General features: G+C 67.9%; 17 protein-coding genes. 7 read left to right on the forward strand and 10 right to left on the reverse strand.

What is annotated here, in order from left to right; all coding sequences use genetic code 11:
* Positions 1-18: 18 nt before the first annotated feature.
* The gene (locus OYT95_RS07155; RefSeq protein WP_268791065.1) at positions 19-1,716 is read left to right on the forward strand and encodes a fumarate hydratase; all 1,698 of its coding nucleotides are present in this window, start codon (positions 19-21) and stop codon (positions 1,714-1,716) included.
* Between the two features lie 60 nt (positions 1,717-1,776).
* Here OYT95_RS07155 and OYT95_RS07160 read toward each other — a convergent pair whose 3' ends face one another.
* Both OYT95_RS07160 and OYT95_RS07165 read right to left on the reverse strand, forming a co-directional pair.
* Positions 1,777-2,445 (reverse strand): L,D-transpeptidase family protein, encoded by a 669-nt coding sequence (locus OYT95_RS07160; RefSeq protein ID WP_128639229.1) that lies wholly within the window; start codon positions 2,443-2,445, stop codon positions 1,777-1,779.
* A 53-nt stretch (positions 2,446-2,498) separates the two neighbouring features.
* A complete protein-coding gene (locus tag OYT95_RS07165) occupies positions 2,499-3,308 on the reverse strand; it encodes a methyltransferase domain-containing protein (protein WP_037231563.1) in 810 nt (269 codons plus the stop codon).
* A 130-nt stretch (positions 3,309-3,438) separates the two neighbouring features.
* On the opposite strand from OYT95_RS07165, the gene OYT95_RS07170 reads away from it, so the two are divergent.
* Positions 3,439-4,833: an acyl-CoA dehydrogenase family protein gene (locus OYT95_RS07170; RefSeq protein ID WP_037231561.1), complete on the forward strand. Its 1,395-nt coding sequence runs from the start codon at positions 3,439-3,441 to the stop codon at positions 4,831-4,833.
* An 11-nt stretch (positions 4,834-4,844) separates the two neighbouring features.
* Here the strand turns inward: OYT95_RS07170 and OYT95_RS07175 are convergent, their stop codons facing one another.
* From OYT95_RS07175 to OYT95_RS07195, 5 genes are all read right to left on the reverse strand, one after another.
* Positions 4,845-5,195 carry a hypothetical protein gene (locus tag OYT95_RS07175; RefSeq protein ID WP_037231559.1) on the reverse strand — a complete coding sequence of 117 codons (351 nt, stop codon included), beginning with the start codon at positions 5,193-5,195 and terminating at the stop codon, positions 4,845-4,847.
* 25 nt (positions 5,196-5,220) lie between these two features.
* Positions 5,221-5,790, reverse strand: coding sequence for a mismatch-specific DNA-glycosylase (locus OYT95_RS07180; RefSeq protein ID WP_128639230.1), 570 nt, complete (start codon positions 5,788-5,790; stop codon positions 5,221-5,223).
* Positions 5,787-6,776: an SDR family NAD(P)-dependent oxidoreductase gene (locus OYT95_RS07185; protein ID WP_128639231.1), complete on the reverse strand. Its 990-nt coding sequence runs from the start codon at positions 6,774-6,776 to the stop codon at positions 5,787-5,789. Before OYT95_RS07185 ends, OYT95_RS07180 begins: the two co-directional genes overlap by 4 nt.
* 6 nt (positions 6,777-6,782) lie before the next feature.
* Positions 6,783-8,711 carry a molecular chaperone HtpG gene (gene htpG, locus OYT95_RS07190; RefSeq protein ID WP_112299153.1) on the reverse strand — a complete coding sequence of 643 codons (1,929 nt, stop codon included), beginning with the start codon at positions 8,709-8,711 and terminating at the stop codon, positions 6,783-6,785.
* 123 nt (positions 8,712-8,834) lie between these two features.
* A complete protein-coding gene (locus OYT95_RS07195; RefSeq protein WP_087556750.1) occupies positions 8,835-9,047 on the reverse strand; it encodes a DUF4287 domain-containing protein in 213 nt (70 codons plus the stop codon).
* Positions 9,048-9,171: 124 nt separating this feature from the next.
* Between OYT95_RS07195 and OYT95_RS07200 the strand changes: the two genes are divergently transcribed.
* Complete coding sequence (locus tag OYT95_RS07200) at positions 9,172-10,827, forward strand: alkaline phosphatase D family protein (RefSeq protein WP_268791066.1); 1,656 nt, start codon at positions 9,172-9,174, stop codon at positions 10,825-10,827.
* Here OYT95_RS07200 and OYT95_RS07205 read toward each other — a convergent pair.
* On the reverse strand, positions 10,821-11,291 hold the full coding sequence (locus OYT95_RS07205) for an SRPBCC family protein (protein ID WP_128642169.1): 471 nt from the start codon (positions 11,289-11,291) through the stop codon (positions 10,821-10,823). The two genes, OYT95_RS07200 and OYT95_RS07205, sit on opposite strands and share 7 nt — an antisense overlap.
* Positions 11,292-11,429: 138 nt before the next feature.
* On the opposite strand from OYT95_RS07205, the gene OYT95_RS07210 reads away from it, so the two are divergent.
* A complete protein-coding gene (locus OYT95_RS07210; RefSeq protein WP_037231550.1) occupies positions 11,430-13,457 on the forward strand; it encodes an elongation factor G in 2,028 nt (675 codons plus the stop codon).
* A 36-nt stretch (positions 13,458-13,493) separates the two neighbouring features.
* Here the strand turns inward: OYT95_RS07210 and OYT95_RS07215 are convergent, their stop codons facing one another.
* On the reverse strand, positions 13,494-14,537 hold the full coding sequence (locus OYT95_RS07215; RefSeq protein WP_174233770.1) for a helix-turn-helix transcriptional regulator: 1,044 nt from the start codon (positions 14,535-14,537) through the stop codon (positions 13,494-13,496).
* Positions 14,538-14,623: 86 nt separating this feature from the next.
* Here OYT95_RS07215 and OYT95_RS07220 point away from each other — a divergent pair, with 86 nt between their 5' ends.
* From OYT95_RS07220 to OYT95_RS07230, 3 genes are all read left to right on the forward strand, one after another.
* Positions 14,624-15,091 (forward strand): hypothetical protein, encoded by a 468-nt coding sequence (locus OYT95_RS07220; RefSeq protein ID WP_268791067.1) that lies wholly within the window; start codon positions 14,624-14,626, stop codon positions 15,089-15,091.
* Positions 15,088-15,492 (forward strand): DUF1304 domain-containing protein, encoded by a 405-nt coding sequence (locus OYT95_RS07225; protein WP_112299106.1) that lies wholly within the window; start codon positions 15,088-15,090, stop codon positions 15,490-15,492. Before OYT95_RS07220 ends, OYT95_RS07225 begins: the two co-directional genes overlap by 4 nt.
* Positions 15,493-15,559: 67 nt before the next feature.
* Positions 15,560-16,429, forward strand: a complete 870-nt coding sequence (locus OYT95_RS07230) for a cutinase family protein (protein WP_128639234.1) — start codon at positions 15,560-15,562, stop codon at positions 16,427-16,429.
* Positions 16,430-16,441: 12 nt separating this feature from the next.
* Here OYT95_RS07230 and OYT95_RS07235 read toward each other — a convergent pair whose 3' ends face one another.
* Positions 16,442-16,978, reverse strand: a complete 537-nt coding sequence (locus OYT95_RS07235; RefSeq protein WP_081792332.1) for a winged helix-turn-helix transcriptional regulator — start codon at positions 16,976-16,978, stop codon at positions 16,442-16,444.
* Between the last annotated feature and the right edge of the window lie 3 nt (positions 16,979-16,981).

Here is a 16,981-nt window from a genome sequence, read left to right on the forward strand (position 1 = left end):
CGCTGTCCAGGAGATAGAATGGCCGACTTCCTCTACGAGGACTTGCTGCCGATCGGTGAGGACCCCACCGAGTATCGGCTGCTGACCACCGAGGGGGTGTCGACTGTCGAAGGACCCGACGGCCGCACCTTCCTGTCCGTCGAGCCCGAGGCGCTGCGGCTGCTCACCGAGACCGCGCTCCACGACATCTCGCACTACCTGCGCAGCGACCATCTGACGCAGCTCACGAGCATCCTCGACGATCCCGAGGCGTCGGGCAACGACAAGTTCGTGGCACTCGATCTGCTCAAGAACGCCAACATCTCCGCCGCAGGCGTGCTGCCGATGTGCCAGGACACCGGTACCGCGATCGTCATGGGAAAGCGCGGCCAGCACGTCCTCACCCCCGGCGACGACGAGAAGGCCATCGCCCGGGGCGTCTATGACGCCTACACCCGGCTCAACCTGCGGTACTCGCAGAACGCGCCGATCACGATGTGGGACGAGAAGAACACCGGGAGCAACCTCCCCGCCCAGATCGAGCTCTACGCCGACACGGCGAGCGGGCACGAGAACGCCTACAAGTTCCTGTACATGGCCAAGGGCGGCGGCAGCGCCAACAAGTCCTACCTGTTCCAGGAGACCAAGGCGATTCTGAACCCGGACGGCATGATGCGGTTCCTCGAGGAGAAGATCCGCGCCCTCGGCACCGCAGCCTGCCCGCCGTACCACCTCGCGATCGTCGTCGGCGGCACGTCCGCGGAGTTTGCGCTCAAGACGGCCAAGTACGCGTCGGCGCACTACCTCGACGAACTCCCGAACGAGGGGGCGATCACGGGCCGCGGCTTCCGCGACCTGGAGCTCGAGGAGAAGGTGCTCGAGCTGACCCGTCAGATCGGCATCGGCGCACAGTTCGGCGGCAAGTACTTCTGCCACGACGTCCGCGTCATCCGCCTCCCCCGCCACGGTGCGTCACTGCCCGTCGCACTGGCCGTGTCCTGCTCGGCGGACCGGCAGGCCAAGGCGAAGATCACCCCCGAGGGCGTCTTCCTCGAGCAGCTCGAATTCAACCCCGGCAGGTTCCTCCCCGAGGTCACCGACGCCCAGCTCGACGCCGAGACCGACGGTGTCTCCGGCACCGGCAAGGGCGCGGCCGTGAAGATCGACCTCACCAAGCCGATGCCGGAGATCCTCGCCGAGCTGTCCAAGCACCCGGTGAAGACACGACTGTCGCTCACCGGCCCGCTCGTCGTCGCACGCGACATCGCCCACGCCAAGATCAAGGAGCGGCTCGACGCCGGCGAGGACATGCCGCAGTACCTCAAGGACCACCCGGTGTACTACGCCGGTCCGGCCAAGACCCCCGACGGCATGGCGTCCGGTTCCTTCGGACCCACCACCGCCGGTCGCATGGACTCCTACGTGGAGCAGTTCCAGGCCGCGGGCGGCTCGATGGTGATGCTCGCGAAGGGCAACCGCTCCAAGCAGGTCACCGACGCGTGCAAGTCGTACGGCGGCTTCTACCTCGGGTCCATCGGCGGTCCCGCGGCGCGTCTCGCCCTCGACTGCATCAAGAAGGTCGAGATCGTCGAGTACGAAGAGCTCGGCATGGAAGCGGTCTGGAAGATCGAGGTCGAGGACTTCCCCGCGTTCATCGTGGTCGACGACAAGGGCGAGGACTTCTTCGCCGGTGTCTCCACCCCCACCCTCACCATCGGCAAGCGTCCCGGCCTGTAGGCGGCTCCGCCGCCCGTGAGTGGTTGACGAGTCCCTGGACTCGTCAACCACTCACGGGTGCTACGCACCTACCGCGATCTCGATCACCGGATTCTTCGCCGGGTCGAGCCGGCCGAGGAGTGTGGTCAACGTGTCGCGGTCGATCGCGACGCAGCCTTCGGTGGTGGTGCCGTCCGTGACGTGCAGGAACATCGCCGACCCGAGACCCGGAATGCGGGCGGCGTTGTAGCCGATCGCGACCGCGTAGTCGTACAGCGGACCGGCCGCGTACAGGTTCTCACTGTTACCACCGGGGCTCGCATCCTGCCGGACGTGCGTGTTGTACGTCGGCGAGAGCGGATTCGAATCCCACCAGTCCCGCCGATCCGACTGGAAGTACGGCATCGCCGTCTCGGGGGCGGGCTGCCTGCCGAACGCCTGCGCCAGCGGAAAGACACCGGCCGGCGTGCGGGTGGAGAATTCGTTCGCCGCACCGATTCCTTCCCCGCCGACGTCGGCGGGGACGGGGCCCGCGAACACCTGCCACGTGCCGTCCGCATTCCGTTCCCACGCGGTCAGTTCGGCGACCACTGCCCCCGCGGACGGGGCGTAGACCGTGATCACCTGGTCCGAGGCGCCGGAGAAGACCGCTCGGTCCGGGGCCGCGGAGGCGCCGGGTACCAGCACCAGCCCGATCAGAGCCACCATCAGTCCCGCCAACCACAGTCGACCCACCCGTAACGTCGTCATGGGGCGAGTGTTCCATCCTCGGGCACTCGTCGCGAGATTTTCCCTCCCCGCTGCTACACGCGGCAGAGGATCTCGCTGTGCAGGAGCGCGAACCAGCCGTCGTCCTCCCGCACCCACGAACGCCAGCCCGCCGCGATGCGTTCCAGGTCCGCCGCGGTAGCGAGCCCCAACTCGAGCGCCCGGTCCGCGTAGTTCGACTGCAGCGAGCGATCGGCCCAGGACCCTCCCCACCACTCGCGATCCTCGTCGGAGGAGAAACACCACGTGCTCGCAGTGTTCACGACGTCGCCGAGACCCGCCTCGTGCGCCCACGCCCGCAGGCGGCGGCCCGCGTCCGGTTCACCACCGTTCGCCCGCGCGATGGCCTTGTACAGCGTCAGCCATTCGTCGAGTGCCGGTGTCGCCGGAAACCACGTGAAGGTGCCGTAGTCCGCGTCGCGGGCGGCGACGATCCCGCCGGGCCTGCACACCCGCTTCATCTCGCGCAATGCCTGCACCGGATCTCCGACGTGTTGCAGGACCTGATGTGCATGCACGACATCGAAGCTGTCGTCGGGAAAGTCGAGGGCGTGGACGTCGGACACGACGGTCAGGGTGTTCGGGACTCCCCGCTTGGCGAACTCGTTCCGGGCCAGGGACAGCGCCTCATCGGTCATCTCGACGGCGGTGACGACTCCGGGAGCGACGAGTCCCGCGAGGTCGGCGGTGATCGTGCCCGGCCCGCACCCGACGTCGAGCAACGTCATGCCTGCGCGCAGGTGCGGGAGCAGGTAGCCGGCGGAGTTCTCGGCGGTGCGCCATCGATGGTTCCGCAGCACCGATTCGTCGTGTCCGTGGGTGTAGACCGTCTCGTCGCCGTTCATGCCTCCGACGCTAGCAACCTCGACCAGATAATGGGATCATCATCTCACCATCCAAGATCGCGGGAACCCCGGTCGCGGCAGGTCGTGAGTGTTACGTTGTTGCACACCAACAGGCAACCGAGGGACTGCCATGACTTTCAGCCTCGCTCTCACTCCGGCGCAGAAAGACCTCGTCGAGCGGACGCACGCCTTCGCGGAGAATGTGATCCGGCCGGTGGCGGCCGAGCACGACCGCGCGCAGGAGTTCCCGTGGGACGTTCTCGAGAAGGCCGCACAAGAGGGCTTCTACAGTCCGCTGTTCTACCGCGACCTCATCGGCGACCCGACGGGACTATCTCTTCCCCTGTTCATGGAGGAGTTGTTCTGGGGTTGCGCCGGAATCGGGCTGGCCGTCGTGATGCCCGCGCTGGCGCTGTCGTCGATCGGGCAGGCCGCGACGCCGGAGCAGATGCTGCGGTGGGCGCCCGAGTGCTTCGGCGAGCCCGGCAACCTGAAACTCGCCGCACTGTGCATCTCGGAACCCGAGGGCGGCAGCGACGTCCGCAATCTGCGGACCACCGCGACGCGCGACGGCGACGAGTGGGTGATCGAGGGGCACAAGATGTGGATCGGCAACGGGGGAATCGCCGACGTGCACGTCGTGAACGCCACCGTCGATCCGGATCTGGGCCATCGCGGGCAGGCGCTCTTCGTGGTCCCCGGCGGAAGCCCAGGCATCGAACTCGTCCGCAAGCTCGACAAGCTTGGCTGCCGCGCGTCGCACACGGCGGAACTGAAATTCCATCAGGTTCGGGTGCCCGCCGACCATCTGCTCGGTGGCGACGACAAGCTGCAGAACCGCATGCGGAAGGCCCGCGAGGTGCAGGAGGAGGTGGCCACCGGCGCGCCGCGACGGAAATCTTCCACCCTCGGCACGTTCGAGCAGACCCGCCCCATGGTCGCAGCTCAGGCGCTGGGCATCGCCCGCGCCGCGCTCGAATACGCCACCGAATACGCGAACCGCCGGGAGGCATTCGGCGGCCCGATCATCGACAACCAGGGCATCGCGTTTCCGCTGGCCGACCTCGCGACCCAGATCGACGCCGCGCGACTGCTCACGTGGCGGGCGTCGTGGATGGCGGCGGCGGGCGTGGAGTTCCGCCACGGCGAGGGCTCGATGGCGAAACTCGCGGCGTCGGAGGTCGCGGTGAAGACCACGGAACGCGCACTGCAGACGATGGGCGGGTGGGGGTACATCAGCGACCACCCCGTCGAGAAGTGGTACCGGGACGCCAAGCTGTACACCATCTTCGAGGGCACCAGCGAGATTCAGCGGATGGTGATCGGGCGCGCTCTCGGCGCCGCGGACGGCGCCCCGCCCCTGCACTTCGATCAGCCGACCGAGGGATCCGCGTTCAACCGGCGGTTTGGCAGGGGCACGTCCGTGCGCACGAAGGCAGGCGAATTCGCGATGTCGATGAAGGACCGGATGCCCGAGTCCGCGCAGCGACTGGCGATGAAAATCCTTGCTCCACCGAAGAAGTGAACCCTGTGAGATCAGGTCCAGAGAGCTGCCACCAGTACGGTGACGATGCCGAGCCCACCGACCACGTGGACCAGGTTCGGGTTCTCCTGCCCCTTGTTCTGCTTGCCCCGGACGATCTCGGCGAGCGCGACCACCACCAGTGAGAGCAGAAGCTTCACACCGATCTTGACGTGGTTGTAGTCCTTGTCCAGTGCGGCCTCGCCGAGCCCGACCAGGATCAGTCCCGTCACGAACTGGAGCCGCGCACCCCACACCATGACCTCGGAGATCCGCGGCGCCCCGAGCACCGCGAAATAGCCGCCGACGAGGGCGGCCATGCCGAGCAGGTGGCAGACGAAGACGAGGTTGTAGACGACGGTCATCTCCGCAGCCTAGCGACCTGCCCGGTCAGCCGGATACGATTCCCGCCTCGATCGCCGCCTCCCGGTACGACGCGGCCAGCGTGGCGACGGTTTCGTGGGCGTTGAGCCCGCTGGGGTTCGGGACCAGCCACAACTCCGCGCCCTCGAGGTCGCGCGGCTGCTTGCCCTTCTTCGCGGCACGCTCCCCGAAAGCCGTGCGATAGGCGGTGATTCCGGCGACGGCGACCACCCGGGGAGTGGTGTCGCGGACCACGGTGCGCAAGCGCTCGGCGCCGACGGCAAGCTCCTCACCGGTCAACTCGTCCGCCTTCGCCGTGGCGCGCGGGGCCAGGTTGGTGATGCCGACGCCCCGCTCGATCAGGTGCTCGCGATCCGCGTCCGACATCCCTGCCGTCGGATCGATCGGACGCTCGATGATCTCCGCGGCCAGCAGAGCCGGATAGAAACGGTTGCCCGGGCGCGCGAAATGCGCCCCCGTCGCGGCCGTCCACAGTCCCGGGTTGATCCCGACGAACAACAGTCGGCAGCCCGGTCCGATGAGGTCCGCAACCTCGGCATCGCGGAACGACTCCAACTCCGCACGCGTGAAGCTCACAGTCGGCCCGCCTCCGTCAGCCCCGCGACGGTGTCGGCCAGGGTCTCCGCCGAATCGCGGTACTTCACACCCAATTCGCTTTCACTCGGCCGGTCGTCGGTGTCCGGCATTCGCGTGTAGTACTCCATCGCGGCCTCGGAGATCGGGGTGTCGATGTGGACGAACCGGTCGACGGTGTCGACCAGCCTGCCAACCAGGCGCAACGCTACGTCCGGAACGGGGAACACCCCCATCCATTTGCCCGTGATCACGCTCAGCATCTCGGAGATCCCCGCGATCGGAATCCGGGGACCACCGAGCATGTACCGGCGGGCGCCGCGCCCCGGCTCGAGGAGGGCGGCGTGCGCGCTCGCCACCTCCCGGACGTCGACCATCGTCCACGCGGCGCTCCGCCCTGGCAGACCCCGAAGGTGGACGGCGGCCTCGACTGCCTGGGCGGCCTCGCCGAACTGGTTCCCGGCCGGCGGGCCGACGATCATGCCCGGATAAGTGATCGCGATCGGTGCGCCGTCGGCCTGAAGGTCGCGAGCGTACTGCTCCACACGCGCCTTGCTCCGGCCGTAGGCGTCGGGAGGCCCGCACACCGGCAGGTCTGGAGTGAGCATCCGGGCGTCGGGCTGGAACAGTGCGGCGATACTCGAGACGTAGACGATCGGGTCGAGGCCCAACTCGACCGCGGTTCCCAGCACGTTCTGTGCGCCGGCCAGGTTGGTCTGCAGCATCTCCTCCGCGCGGCGCGGGTCGACCGCGACCACGGCCGCGGCGTGGATGACGGCGTCGCAGCCGTCCAGCGCGCGGCGCACGGACTCGGCGTCCGTGATGTCACCGACCACGTGATCGGACGTGTCGAGTCCGAGTGCCGCGGCACTGGTCACGAGGCGAGCAGGATCCCGCACGAGGAAGCGCACCCGGTGGCCGGCGTCCACCGCCGCCTTCGCGCTCCATGCCCCGACGAAACCTGTTCCCCCCGTGACCAATACCAGCAACGTGAACTACACCGTCCTGGCGAGACGGTTGGCGAGCATGGTGGTGAACCGGGCGGGATCCTCGAGTTCGCCGCCCTCGGCCAGCAACGCCATCCCGTAGAGCAGCTCCGCGGTCTCCCCCAGCGCCGGATCCTCGTCGCGTTCGCCGTGCGCCTCCCGCAGCCCGGTGACGAGCGGGTGGGTCGGGTTCAGCTCGAGGATGCGCTTCGTGACGGGAACGGGCTGCCCGGACGCCCGGTACATCCGCTCGAGTGCCGGCGACATGCTGAACGCGTCGCCGACGATGCAGGCCGGTGACGTGGTCAGCCGCGTCGACAGCCGCACCTCCTTGACCTGCTCGCTCAGCGCGTCGGCCATCCAGGAGAGCAGGCCGGCGAAGTCCTTCTCCTGCTCCTCCCGCTCCGACTCGTGCGCCTTCTTGTCTTCCTCGGTGTCGAGGTCGACCTCCCCCTTGGCGATCGACTGGAACGACTTGCCGTCGAACTCGGGGACGGCACCGACCCACATCTCGTCCACGGGATCGGTGAGCAGCAGCACCTCGAAGCCCTTCGCGCGGAACGCCTCCATGTGCGGTGAACTCTCGAGCAGCTGCCGGGATTCACCGGTGGCGTAGAAGATCTGGTCCTGACCGTCCTTCATCCGCGCCACGTAGTCTTCGAGCGAGGTCAGCTCGTCCTCGCTGTGGGTGGACGCGAACGACGAGATACCCAGTAGCACCTCCCGATTGTCGGTGTCCGACATCAGGCCTTCCTTGACCGCACGGCCGAACTCCGCCCAGAACGTGCGGTAGTCGTCGGGCCGCTCGGCCTTCAGGTCCTTGATCGTGGTGAGGACCTTCTTGGTGAGCCTGCGCCGGATCGCGCGAATCTGCCGGTCCTGCTGAAGGATCTCACGAGACACGTTGAGGGACAGGTCCTGAGCGTCGACCACACCCTTGACGAAGCGGAGGTACTCCGGCATCAGCTGATCGCAGTCGTCCATGATGAAGACGCGCTTGACGTACAGCTGCACACCCGTCTTCCCGTCCCGCATGAACAGGTCGAACGGGGCGTGGGACGGGATGAACAGCAGGGCCTGGAACTCGAACGTGCCCTCCGCTTTCATCGGGATGACCTCGAGCGGATCGTCCCAGGCGTGGGCGATGTGCTTGTAGAACTCCTTGTACTCTTCTTCGGAGACGTCGTCCTTCGAGCGCGCCCACAGCGCCTTCATCGAGTTGATCGTCTCGGACGTCGTGGTGACCTCGTCCTCGCCGTCGCCCTCCGCGGGGACCGTGCGCTCGACGTTCATCCGGATCGGCCACGCGATGAAGTCGGAGTAACGCTTGACGAGTTCCTTGATCTTCCGTTCCGACGTGTAGTCGTGCAGGTGATCCTCGGCGTCCTCGGGCTTGAGGTGCAGGGTGACGGAGCTGCCTTGCGGGGCGTCGTCGACCGCCTCGATCGTGTAGGTGGCCTCGCCGCTCGACTCCCAGCGCGTGGCCTCGCTCTCGCCGGCCTTCCGCGTCAGCAGCGTGACCTTGTCGGCGACCATGAACGTCGAGTAGAAGCCGATGCCGAACTGTCCGATCAGTTCCTCGGAGGCGGCGGCGTCCTTCGCTTCCTTCAACTTGCGGCGCAGGTCTGCGGTGCCGGACTTGGCCAGCGTGCCGATGAGGTCGACGACCTCCTCGTGGGACATGCCGATGCCGTTGTCGCGGACGGTGAGCGTGCGCTGCTCCGCGTCCACCTCGATCTCGATGTGCAGATCCGACGTGTCGACGTGGAGTTCCTTGTTGCGGAAGGCTTCGAGCCGCAACTTGTCCAGCGCATCGGAGGCGTTGGAGATGAGCTCCCGCAGGAACGAGTCCTTGTTGGAGTACACCGAGTGGATCATGAGGTCCAGGAGTTGGCGGGTCTCCGCCTGGAACTCCAGTTGTTCGATTTTCGTGCTCACTTCGATTCCCTTCGACAGCAGAACCCTCGACACCAGATTCGTCGTCGGAATGATAGCCCGCGGCCGAATACCGGATTCATCGCGGCGAGAGGTCAGGATCCCGCCGCACCCGCGCCGAGACGGTCAGCCGGCGGCGTCCTCCTTCAGGGTGTGCGCGACCAGCGCGTTGGCGTGGCCGTGACCGAGGCCGTGCTCGGACTTCAGCCAGCTCACCAACTCCATGTGCTTGGTCAGCTCGGACGACCGGATGAGCGTCTGCCATTCACTGATCGGCCGACCGTACTTCTCCTCGATCGACGGGAAATAGGACGCGGGGCCCTTCACTGGTTCAGCCATGCGCGACAGGCTACCGGCACCCGCCGACACATACTGTCCGACAAGCATCTTCGGATGTCGCGCCCTCGCCGACGCCGACGTCCGTAAGCTGACTGCATGGAACGAACATCGGCAGGATGACGTCATGGCGGAGCTGATTCTGGGGCCACTGCTGAGACATGTCGGCACGAGCGACGCGACGGTGTGGGTCGAGACGTCGGAGGCGTGCACCGTCCGGGTCCTCGGCCACGAGGAACGCACGTGGAACGTGTCGGGTCACCACTATGCACTCGTCGTCGTGGAGGGTCTGGAGCCCGGGTCGACCACCCCGTACGAGGTGACCCTCGACGGCCGCCCGGTGTGGCCGTTACCGAGTGCCGTCCCGTCGGTGATCCGCACGCTCCGGGAGGACGACGACACGCTCGTCCTCACGTTCGGGTCGTGCCGGTTCGCCACGATGTCCACGACGGAGGGCAACCGGCATCTCGGCGCCGACGCCCTGGACGCGTACGCGGTGCGGATGGCCGAACAGTCCCCGGACCAGTGGCCCGACGCCCTGCTGTTGCTCGGGGACCAGGTGTACGCCGACGAACTCTCCCCGGAGACCGAGGCCCGGGTCGCCGAGATCCACGACGTGAACGAACCACCGGGGCCGCAGGTGCGCAATTTCGAGGAGTACACCTGGCTCTACGCCGAATCGTGGACGGACCCTCAGGTGCGCTGGCTGATGTCGACGGTGCCGACGTCGATGATCTTCGACGACCACGACGTCCGGGACGACTGGAACACCTCGGAGTCCTGGCGCGCCGAAATCGAGGCCACGTCGTGGTGGGAGGAGCGCATCGTCGGCGCGCTGTCCTCGTACTGGGTCTACCAGCACCTCGGGAACCTGGCGCCGAGCCACCTCGCCGAAAACGAACTGTACCAACGCGTTCGGAAGCACGGCGGTGACGTCGAGCCGATGCTCCGCGAGTTCGCGTCGGCCGCCGACGAGGAAGCGGACGGGGCCAAGGGCATGCAATGGTCGTATCGCCGGGACCTCGGGGCCGCGAGGCTGCTCGTCATCGACTCGCGGTGCGGTCGCATCCTCTCCGGCGGTCGCCGCGAGATGGTGTCCGACCCCGAATTCGCGTGGATCGAACGTCAGACCGAGGGCGACTACGACCACCTGCTCGTCGGGACGTCACTGCCGTGGCTGCTGCCCCGCGCCCTTCACGACCTCGAGTCCTGGGACGAACGGCTCGCCGCCGGGTCCCGCGGCCCGCGGGTGGCGGCCGTGGCGGAGAAGATCCGGCGGGGTGCGGACCTCGAGCACTGGGCGGCGTTCCGTGACTCGTTCGACCGGCTGGCCCGCCTCTTCGCCGAGGTCGGCGCAGGCCGCAAGGCCCGGCCGGCCGGCCGGGCGCCGTCCACCATCTCGGTGCTGTCCGGCGACGTCCACCACGCCTACGTCGCGCAGGCGCACTACGCCGAGAAGCTGCAGTCACTGGTGTATCAGCTGACGTGCTCGCCCCTGCACAACTACGTTCCGGCCGCCATGAAAGTGACGTTCCGGATCTCGTGGCGGCGCGCCACCGAGCGGACCGTGCGTTTCATCCTCGGCCGGGTGTCGCGGGTGCCACCCGTCCCCATCGACTGGTCGAAGGTCGCCGGACCGTTCTTCGGCGATCAGGTCGCGACGCTCCACCTGAACGGACGGGCCGCCCGCCTCGTGATGGAACAGGCACGCAACGACAGCGACGGCACGCCCCGCTTCAAGACCATGACCGACCTCGAGTTGACGACGGGAAACGACTACTGACGCTGCTCGGCCGTCGACTTCAGCTGCGCGAGCCCCTTCTCGAAGTCCTTGCCCACCATCTTGTCCATCGGGAAGAGGACTCCCACGATCTTGAAGAAACGGTTGGTCTTACCGGTCATCTGCCAGCGGACGGTGGTCCCGGCGCTGTTCGGCTCGAGGAGGAACGTCGTGACGTTGTCGGCCTTGAACGGTTTGAGGAACTTCAGGTCGAGCACGACCTTCGAACCGGGCACCGACTCGGTGATCACCATCGACCCCGCCCCCGCCTTGCGATTGCCCTCCCAGGCGTAGGCGGCGCCGACGCCCGACTCCGGGCCGGAGTACGTGCGCTTCAAATCGGGATCGACGTTCTCCCACGGCGACCACGACTGCCACTGCCGGAAGTTGTCGAGAAGCGGCTGAACGACGTCGGGGCTCGCATCGATGACGGTGGAACGTTCGACGAGGAAGTCGTCCGAGGCCATGCCGGTCTCCATTCGGTAGCGGGTGTGGTGGAACGAGGTCGCGCCCACCTGTCCAGGTGGAAGATAACGCCTCGCCGGCGGTCGCGCGCGCGGTATCGTCGGGAGCGACCCAACGACAGTGCTGTGGTGGGGGTAGCAGTGACGACCGAGACGGATCTGATCCGCAATATCGCTCTGGTGGGACATCAGGGTAACGGGAAGACGACGCTCGCGGAGGCGATGCTGTTCCGCGCCGGTGTCGTCACCCGGCCCGGACGCGTCGAGAGCGGTAACACCGTGCTCGACACCCAGCCGGAGGAACACGACCGCACCCAGTCGCTGACGCTCGGCCTGGCCTCCTTCTCGTGGGGCGACTACCGGATCAATCTCCTCGACCCGCCGGGCTACGCCGATTTCGTCGGCGACGCGATGACCGCGCTCCGGGTCGCGGACGTCGCCGTGTTCGTGATCGACGGAGTCAGCGGTCTGCAGGTGAACGACGAGTTGCTGTGGCAGGTGGCCGGCGAGCGATCCATCCCGCGCATCCTGTTCGTGAACAAGATGGACAAGGAGCGGGCGTCGTTCGATGTCGTCCTGGCCGGGATCCGCGACCATTTCGGGTCCGGAGTCGAGCCGGTCGACCTGCCCGTCGGCGAAGCGTCGGCGTTCACCGGGGTCGCCGATCTCCTCACCGAGCACGTCATCCTCTACGACAGCGGGTCCGCGAACACGAGCGACGAACTGCCCGCCGACATCGCCGACCGCGAGCACGAACAGCACGAGCATCTCGTGGAGGACGTGGTCGAGATCGAGGACGACCTGCTCTCGAAGTATCTCGACGGGGAGGACATCTCCGTGGCCGAACTCGAGCATGCCCTCCGCGCGGGTTTCGCCGCGGGCTCGCTGTGGCCGGTGCTGTGCGGGTCGGCCGTCGATGCCATCGCCGTCGACCGGTTGCTCGACTTCGTGTGCCGGATCGCGCCCGCACCGTCGGAGGTCCCCGGCATCGAGGTCGTCGGCGACGGGGTCGCGGAGGTGCGGTGCGATCCGTCCGGAGACCCGCTCGCGTACGTATTCAAGACGCAGACCGACGAATACGTCGGACAGGTGGCGCTGTTGAAGATCCTCTCCGGCACCGTGCATGCCGACGACATCCTCGTCAACCAGCGCACCGGTGCGAAGGAGCGCCTGCACAACCTCCTTCGCGTCCTCGGCAGCAAACACACCGCGATCGACACCGCGGAGGCGGGCGACATCGTCGGCGCCATCAAGCTGACCGACGTCTCGACGGGCGACACCCTCGCGCCGATCGGCTCGTCCCTCACCGTGCCCCCGATCGTGCACCGGCGTCCCGTCTACGGAATTGCCGTGGCCGCCGAGAGCGCGGGCGACGAGGACAAACTGGCGACCGCCCTGGCGGAGCTCGTCAGCGACGACCCGACGCTGGAGGTGACCCGCGACAGCGAAACCCATCAGACGGTGGTCCGGGGCGCCGGCGACGTGCACGTGCAGGTGGCGCTGACCCGATTGAAGCGGCGGTACGGCATCACCCTCCAGACCGAACCGGTCAAGATCGCCTACCGCGAGACGCTGCTCGGCACCGTGGAGACGGAGGGCCGCCACAAGAAGCAGAGCGGCGGCCACGGCCAGTTCGGGGTGGCGACCGTCCGCTTCGAGCCGCTCCCCCGGGACGAGGGCTACGAGTTCGTCGACGAGACCCGCGGTGGCGTGATACCCAAGTCCCTCATTCCCGCCGTCGGCAAGGGAATCGCCGAATCGATGGGACGCGGAGGCCGGCACGGATTTCCGCTCGTCGACCTGCGGGCCACCGTTCTCGACGGCAAACATCACTCGGTCGACTCCGACGATTTCAGCTTCCGGATGGCGGGGGCACTCGCCCTCCGTGCGGCCATCGACAAGGTGGGCACTCTCGTCCTCGAACCCGTCGACCACGTCGAGGTCACGGTGCCGTCGGCGCTCCAAGGTGACGTGATGGCGGATCTCGGACGGCGGCGCGGCCAGATCGAGGGCACCGAACCGGCAGGGGACGGCGAGATCACCGTGATCGCGTCGGTGCCGACGAGCGAGGTCACCGACTATCCGGTCGCGCTGCGTTCGATGACACACGGGCGTGGCCGTCTCGCACTGAGTTTCAAGTGCTACCAGGAGCGGCCCGAACCGCGCTGACAGTGACCGCAGGCGCGAACACTTCGTGAGCCGCCGCTAGTGCTCGCGACCGGTCCGCAGCCGCGCGGCGAGTTCCGCGCGGCTGCGGACCCCGGCCTTCGCGTACACCGATTTCAGGTGGTCCTGGACGGTGTTCACCGTGATGCCGCGGCGGTCCGCGATCTCGGACGTCGCGTAGCCGGCCATCACGTCGGCACACACGTCACGCTCGCGTGCGGTCACCGCATACGCCGCGAGCAGCAGTCCCGTGAGCTCGCCACCGACGGCGGGTTCGAGGGTGACCACCGTCTGCGGTTCGTCGCCGCCGATCAGGGCCGTGGCGCGCACCAGAATCCAGCCTCCCTCCGCATCGCGGACACGCGCCTTGAAGATCCCCGAACCGCTCGACCGCGCCCCGAACGTGGCGGCCCGCAACACCACGGTAAGCCTGCCCGGGGCCACCGCGTCGAAGCGATCCTGCCAACCGCGGGCAGCGGCCGTGAGGGCAACCGGATCGCCGGCGGCATCGGTCAGCACCACCGCCGGACCCTGGTCACCGCCACCGGAGATCGCCGGGGCGTGCACGGACGCGGCCCGTGTCGCGACCGCCAGGCCGGGGGCCACGAGCGTGAGGAACTCGAGCTCACGGTCGGTAAAATCCGGTCCGGACCGCACGAATCCGGCTGCGCCCCAGCACACGCCGTCGACGCGGAACACGAGGCGGACCTCGCTGCCGAGCCCCAGCGGCGCCCACACCGCGCCGTGACGGATGCTGTGCGCCACGTCGTCCGCGGGTAGGTCCGAGGCCCGCGCGACGGTTCGGCCACTGCGGGCGAGTTCGGCGAACGTGCCCGGATCGTCGCCGTTGTACTCGGATTCGGCGAGCAGCGGCTCGTACTGCTGCGGTATCCGGCTGCGCCCGCTGGTCATCGAACTGATCGCGAGTGTCTCCGGGTCGAGCATCGCCCAGCACGTCAGGTCGCTGCGCACTGTCTCACCGACCAGTTCGATGGCGCGCTCGTGCAGCTGCGTGACACCGGCACCCGATCCCGCGACCGCAAGCACCTCCCGGCGCAGCTTTTCCGCCCGGACCTCTAGCATGAACACAGTATGCGCTGGTCACAGGCACACCACCATCCCAGATTTCGGGGATGGGCAGCGAGGTGCGCCGGTTCTACGGTCGCGGTATGTCCACCCACGTTCACGTCATCAGAGCAGGCGACGGCAGGCACCTCACCGCACCGGACGCCGACATCACGGTCCTGGTCGGTGGCGATCACGCCGGCCGGGCGTACGAAGTCTTCCTCGTCGAAGCGTCCCGGTACGCACCGGACGGCCCGCTGCACGCCGAGCCGTGGTCGAAGTCCTACCACGTGCTGCGCGGCCGGATTCTCGTCCAGGCCGGAGACACCGGATACGAGCTCGAGGCCGGGGAAACCATCGCCATCGAGGCGGGAACGATGAATACGTTCACGGTCCTCTCCGAGTCCGCCGACTTCCTCCTCGTCACCGCCGGGGCGTCCAACAGCGGCTTCTTCGGTGATCTCGACGCGGTCGGCCGTGGCAGGCACTCGCCGGAGGAAATGGACCGGCTGCTGCACGAGGTCACCGATCGGTACGGCGTCGAACTCGCGACCGGGGCAGGTGCGCCGTGATCATCGTCGCGCAGATCGCCACACTGATCGCCGCAGGCGTGCACCTGCTGGCGTTCGTGTGGGAATCGTTCCTGTTCCGCAGGCCGTCGGTACACGAGGGCATCTTCCGGATCCCGAGCGGCGACGTGCCCGCCGCCCATCTGTGGGCGTTCAACGTCGGTTTCTACAACCTGTTCCTCGGTTCCGGCGCCATCGCCGGCGTCATCCTGTGGTGGGCGGGCCACGACACTCCGGGTCGCACCCTCGTCGTCTACACCTGCCTCTTCATGTTCCTGGCGGGCATCGCCCTGGCCGTGTCGGACCGCATGGCACTCAGCCGACAGCGCGGCGACGGCGTCGTCGGCGCACTGTCACAGAGCGTGCCCCCGCTGGTGGCCCTGATCGCGCTGGCGATCGGGTGACACCCACGGCGTCCGATTGCCAGGAACTTCTCAGGGTCGACCGAACGGATCCTTACTCGCGGTCGGCATGATGGGAACCATGTCCCAGGTGACCGTTCTCGCCATCGGTGGCACCGGAGAGTCCCACCCCGACGACCACCGACGCCACGTCACCGGACTGTTGCGTGACGTCACCGACGCCCTCGACGACCGGTTCGCGTCGCGGTGGGTCGGCTATCCGGCGTCGTACGGGCCGGTCGCGGCGGGCGGACTGAGTTACCGGCAGAGCACCGAGGTCGGCGTCCGCCGCTTGATCGACGCCATGGAGGACGCTCCCGGACCGGTCATGCTGATCGGGTACTCGCAGGGATGCACCGTGATCCGTGAGGTGCTCGGGCAGATCGCCACCGGGGCCCTGCGCGCCGACAACCTCTCCGCGGTGGGTCTGGTCTCCGACCCCGAGCAGCCCGCGGGGGTGGTACCGGGCTGCCGCGGGCGCGGTGTCGCGGGCGACGGCGCCCCGATCCCGGACTCGGTGCCGGTGCAGTGGATCGCGCACCCGGACGACATGATCTGCAATGCCAGCGAAGACAGCTATGTGCGCGACATCGCGGACCTCACCCGGTGGATGTCGTTTCGCGCGATGCGGACGTGGCTTGCGCAGACGTGGGAACTGATCCGCCACAACAGCTTCCAGAACGCGACCAAGACACGTGTCAGCCCTCGGCAGTGGCGCACCGACCTGCGCCGCCTGCGGACCGCGGCGATCGAGGTGCTCGGCTACCTTCCGCCGCGCCTCGTCTGGCGCGGTGTGCGCGTCGTCAACGCACGGGGCGGGCGACACGTCGCGTACGCCAGCGAACCACTCGATGCGAGCGGGCTCACCGGATGCCAGATCCTCGCCCAGTGGCTGCAGGTGCGGGCGACGTTCGAACCGCCTCTGCGCGTCGCGGCGTAAGGGTCGCGCCGATCAGGCGTCGCTGCGCGGACGCAGCGGAGTGAGCATCCGGCGGGGTGCACGCAGAGCCACGGCGACGGCGTCGCTGCGGGGATGGACGGCCTCCCCCGGTCCGGGCGCGACCACCAGGTCCTCGGGGCCCGGGATCGTGCCGCAGTCGGGGCATTGCCCGAAACGATCGAGTTGCGTTCCGCACTCCGCGTGCGAGAACACGCGGCCGGGGTAGCTGCCGGGCGACACGTACTGCTCACCCCATTGCGAGAGCGCATAGATGCTCGGCCACAGAGCTTTTCCGGCCTCGGTGAGTTCGTACTCGGGATGACCGCCGTCTGCGACCCGGACGAGGACGCCGGCCTCGACGAGAGCGGTCAGCCGATCAGTGAGGACGGCGCGGGAGATGTCGAGGTGGGCGAGCAGATCGCTGAAGCGGCGGACGCCGTAGAAACAGTCGCGCAGCACGAGCATCGTCCACCGCTCACCCACCACCTCGAGGGCGCGAGCGAGGTTGCAGTTCTGCTGCGAGTACCCGGTTCCCAGTGCCACGCCCACATG

Origin of the sequence: Rhodococcus sp. JS3073 (assembly GCF_026810085.1) — a bacterium.
GTDB lineage: Bacteria > Actinomycetota > Actinomycetes > Mycobacteriales > Mycobacteriaceae > Rhodococcus_F > Rhodococcus_F wratislaviensis.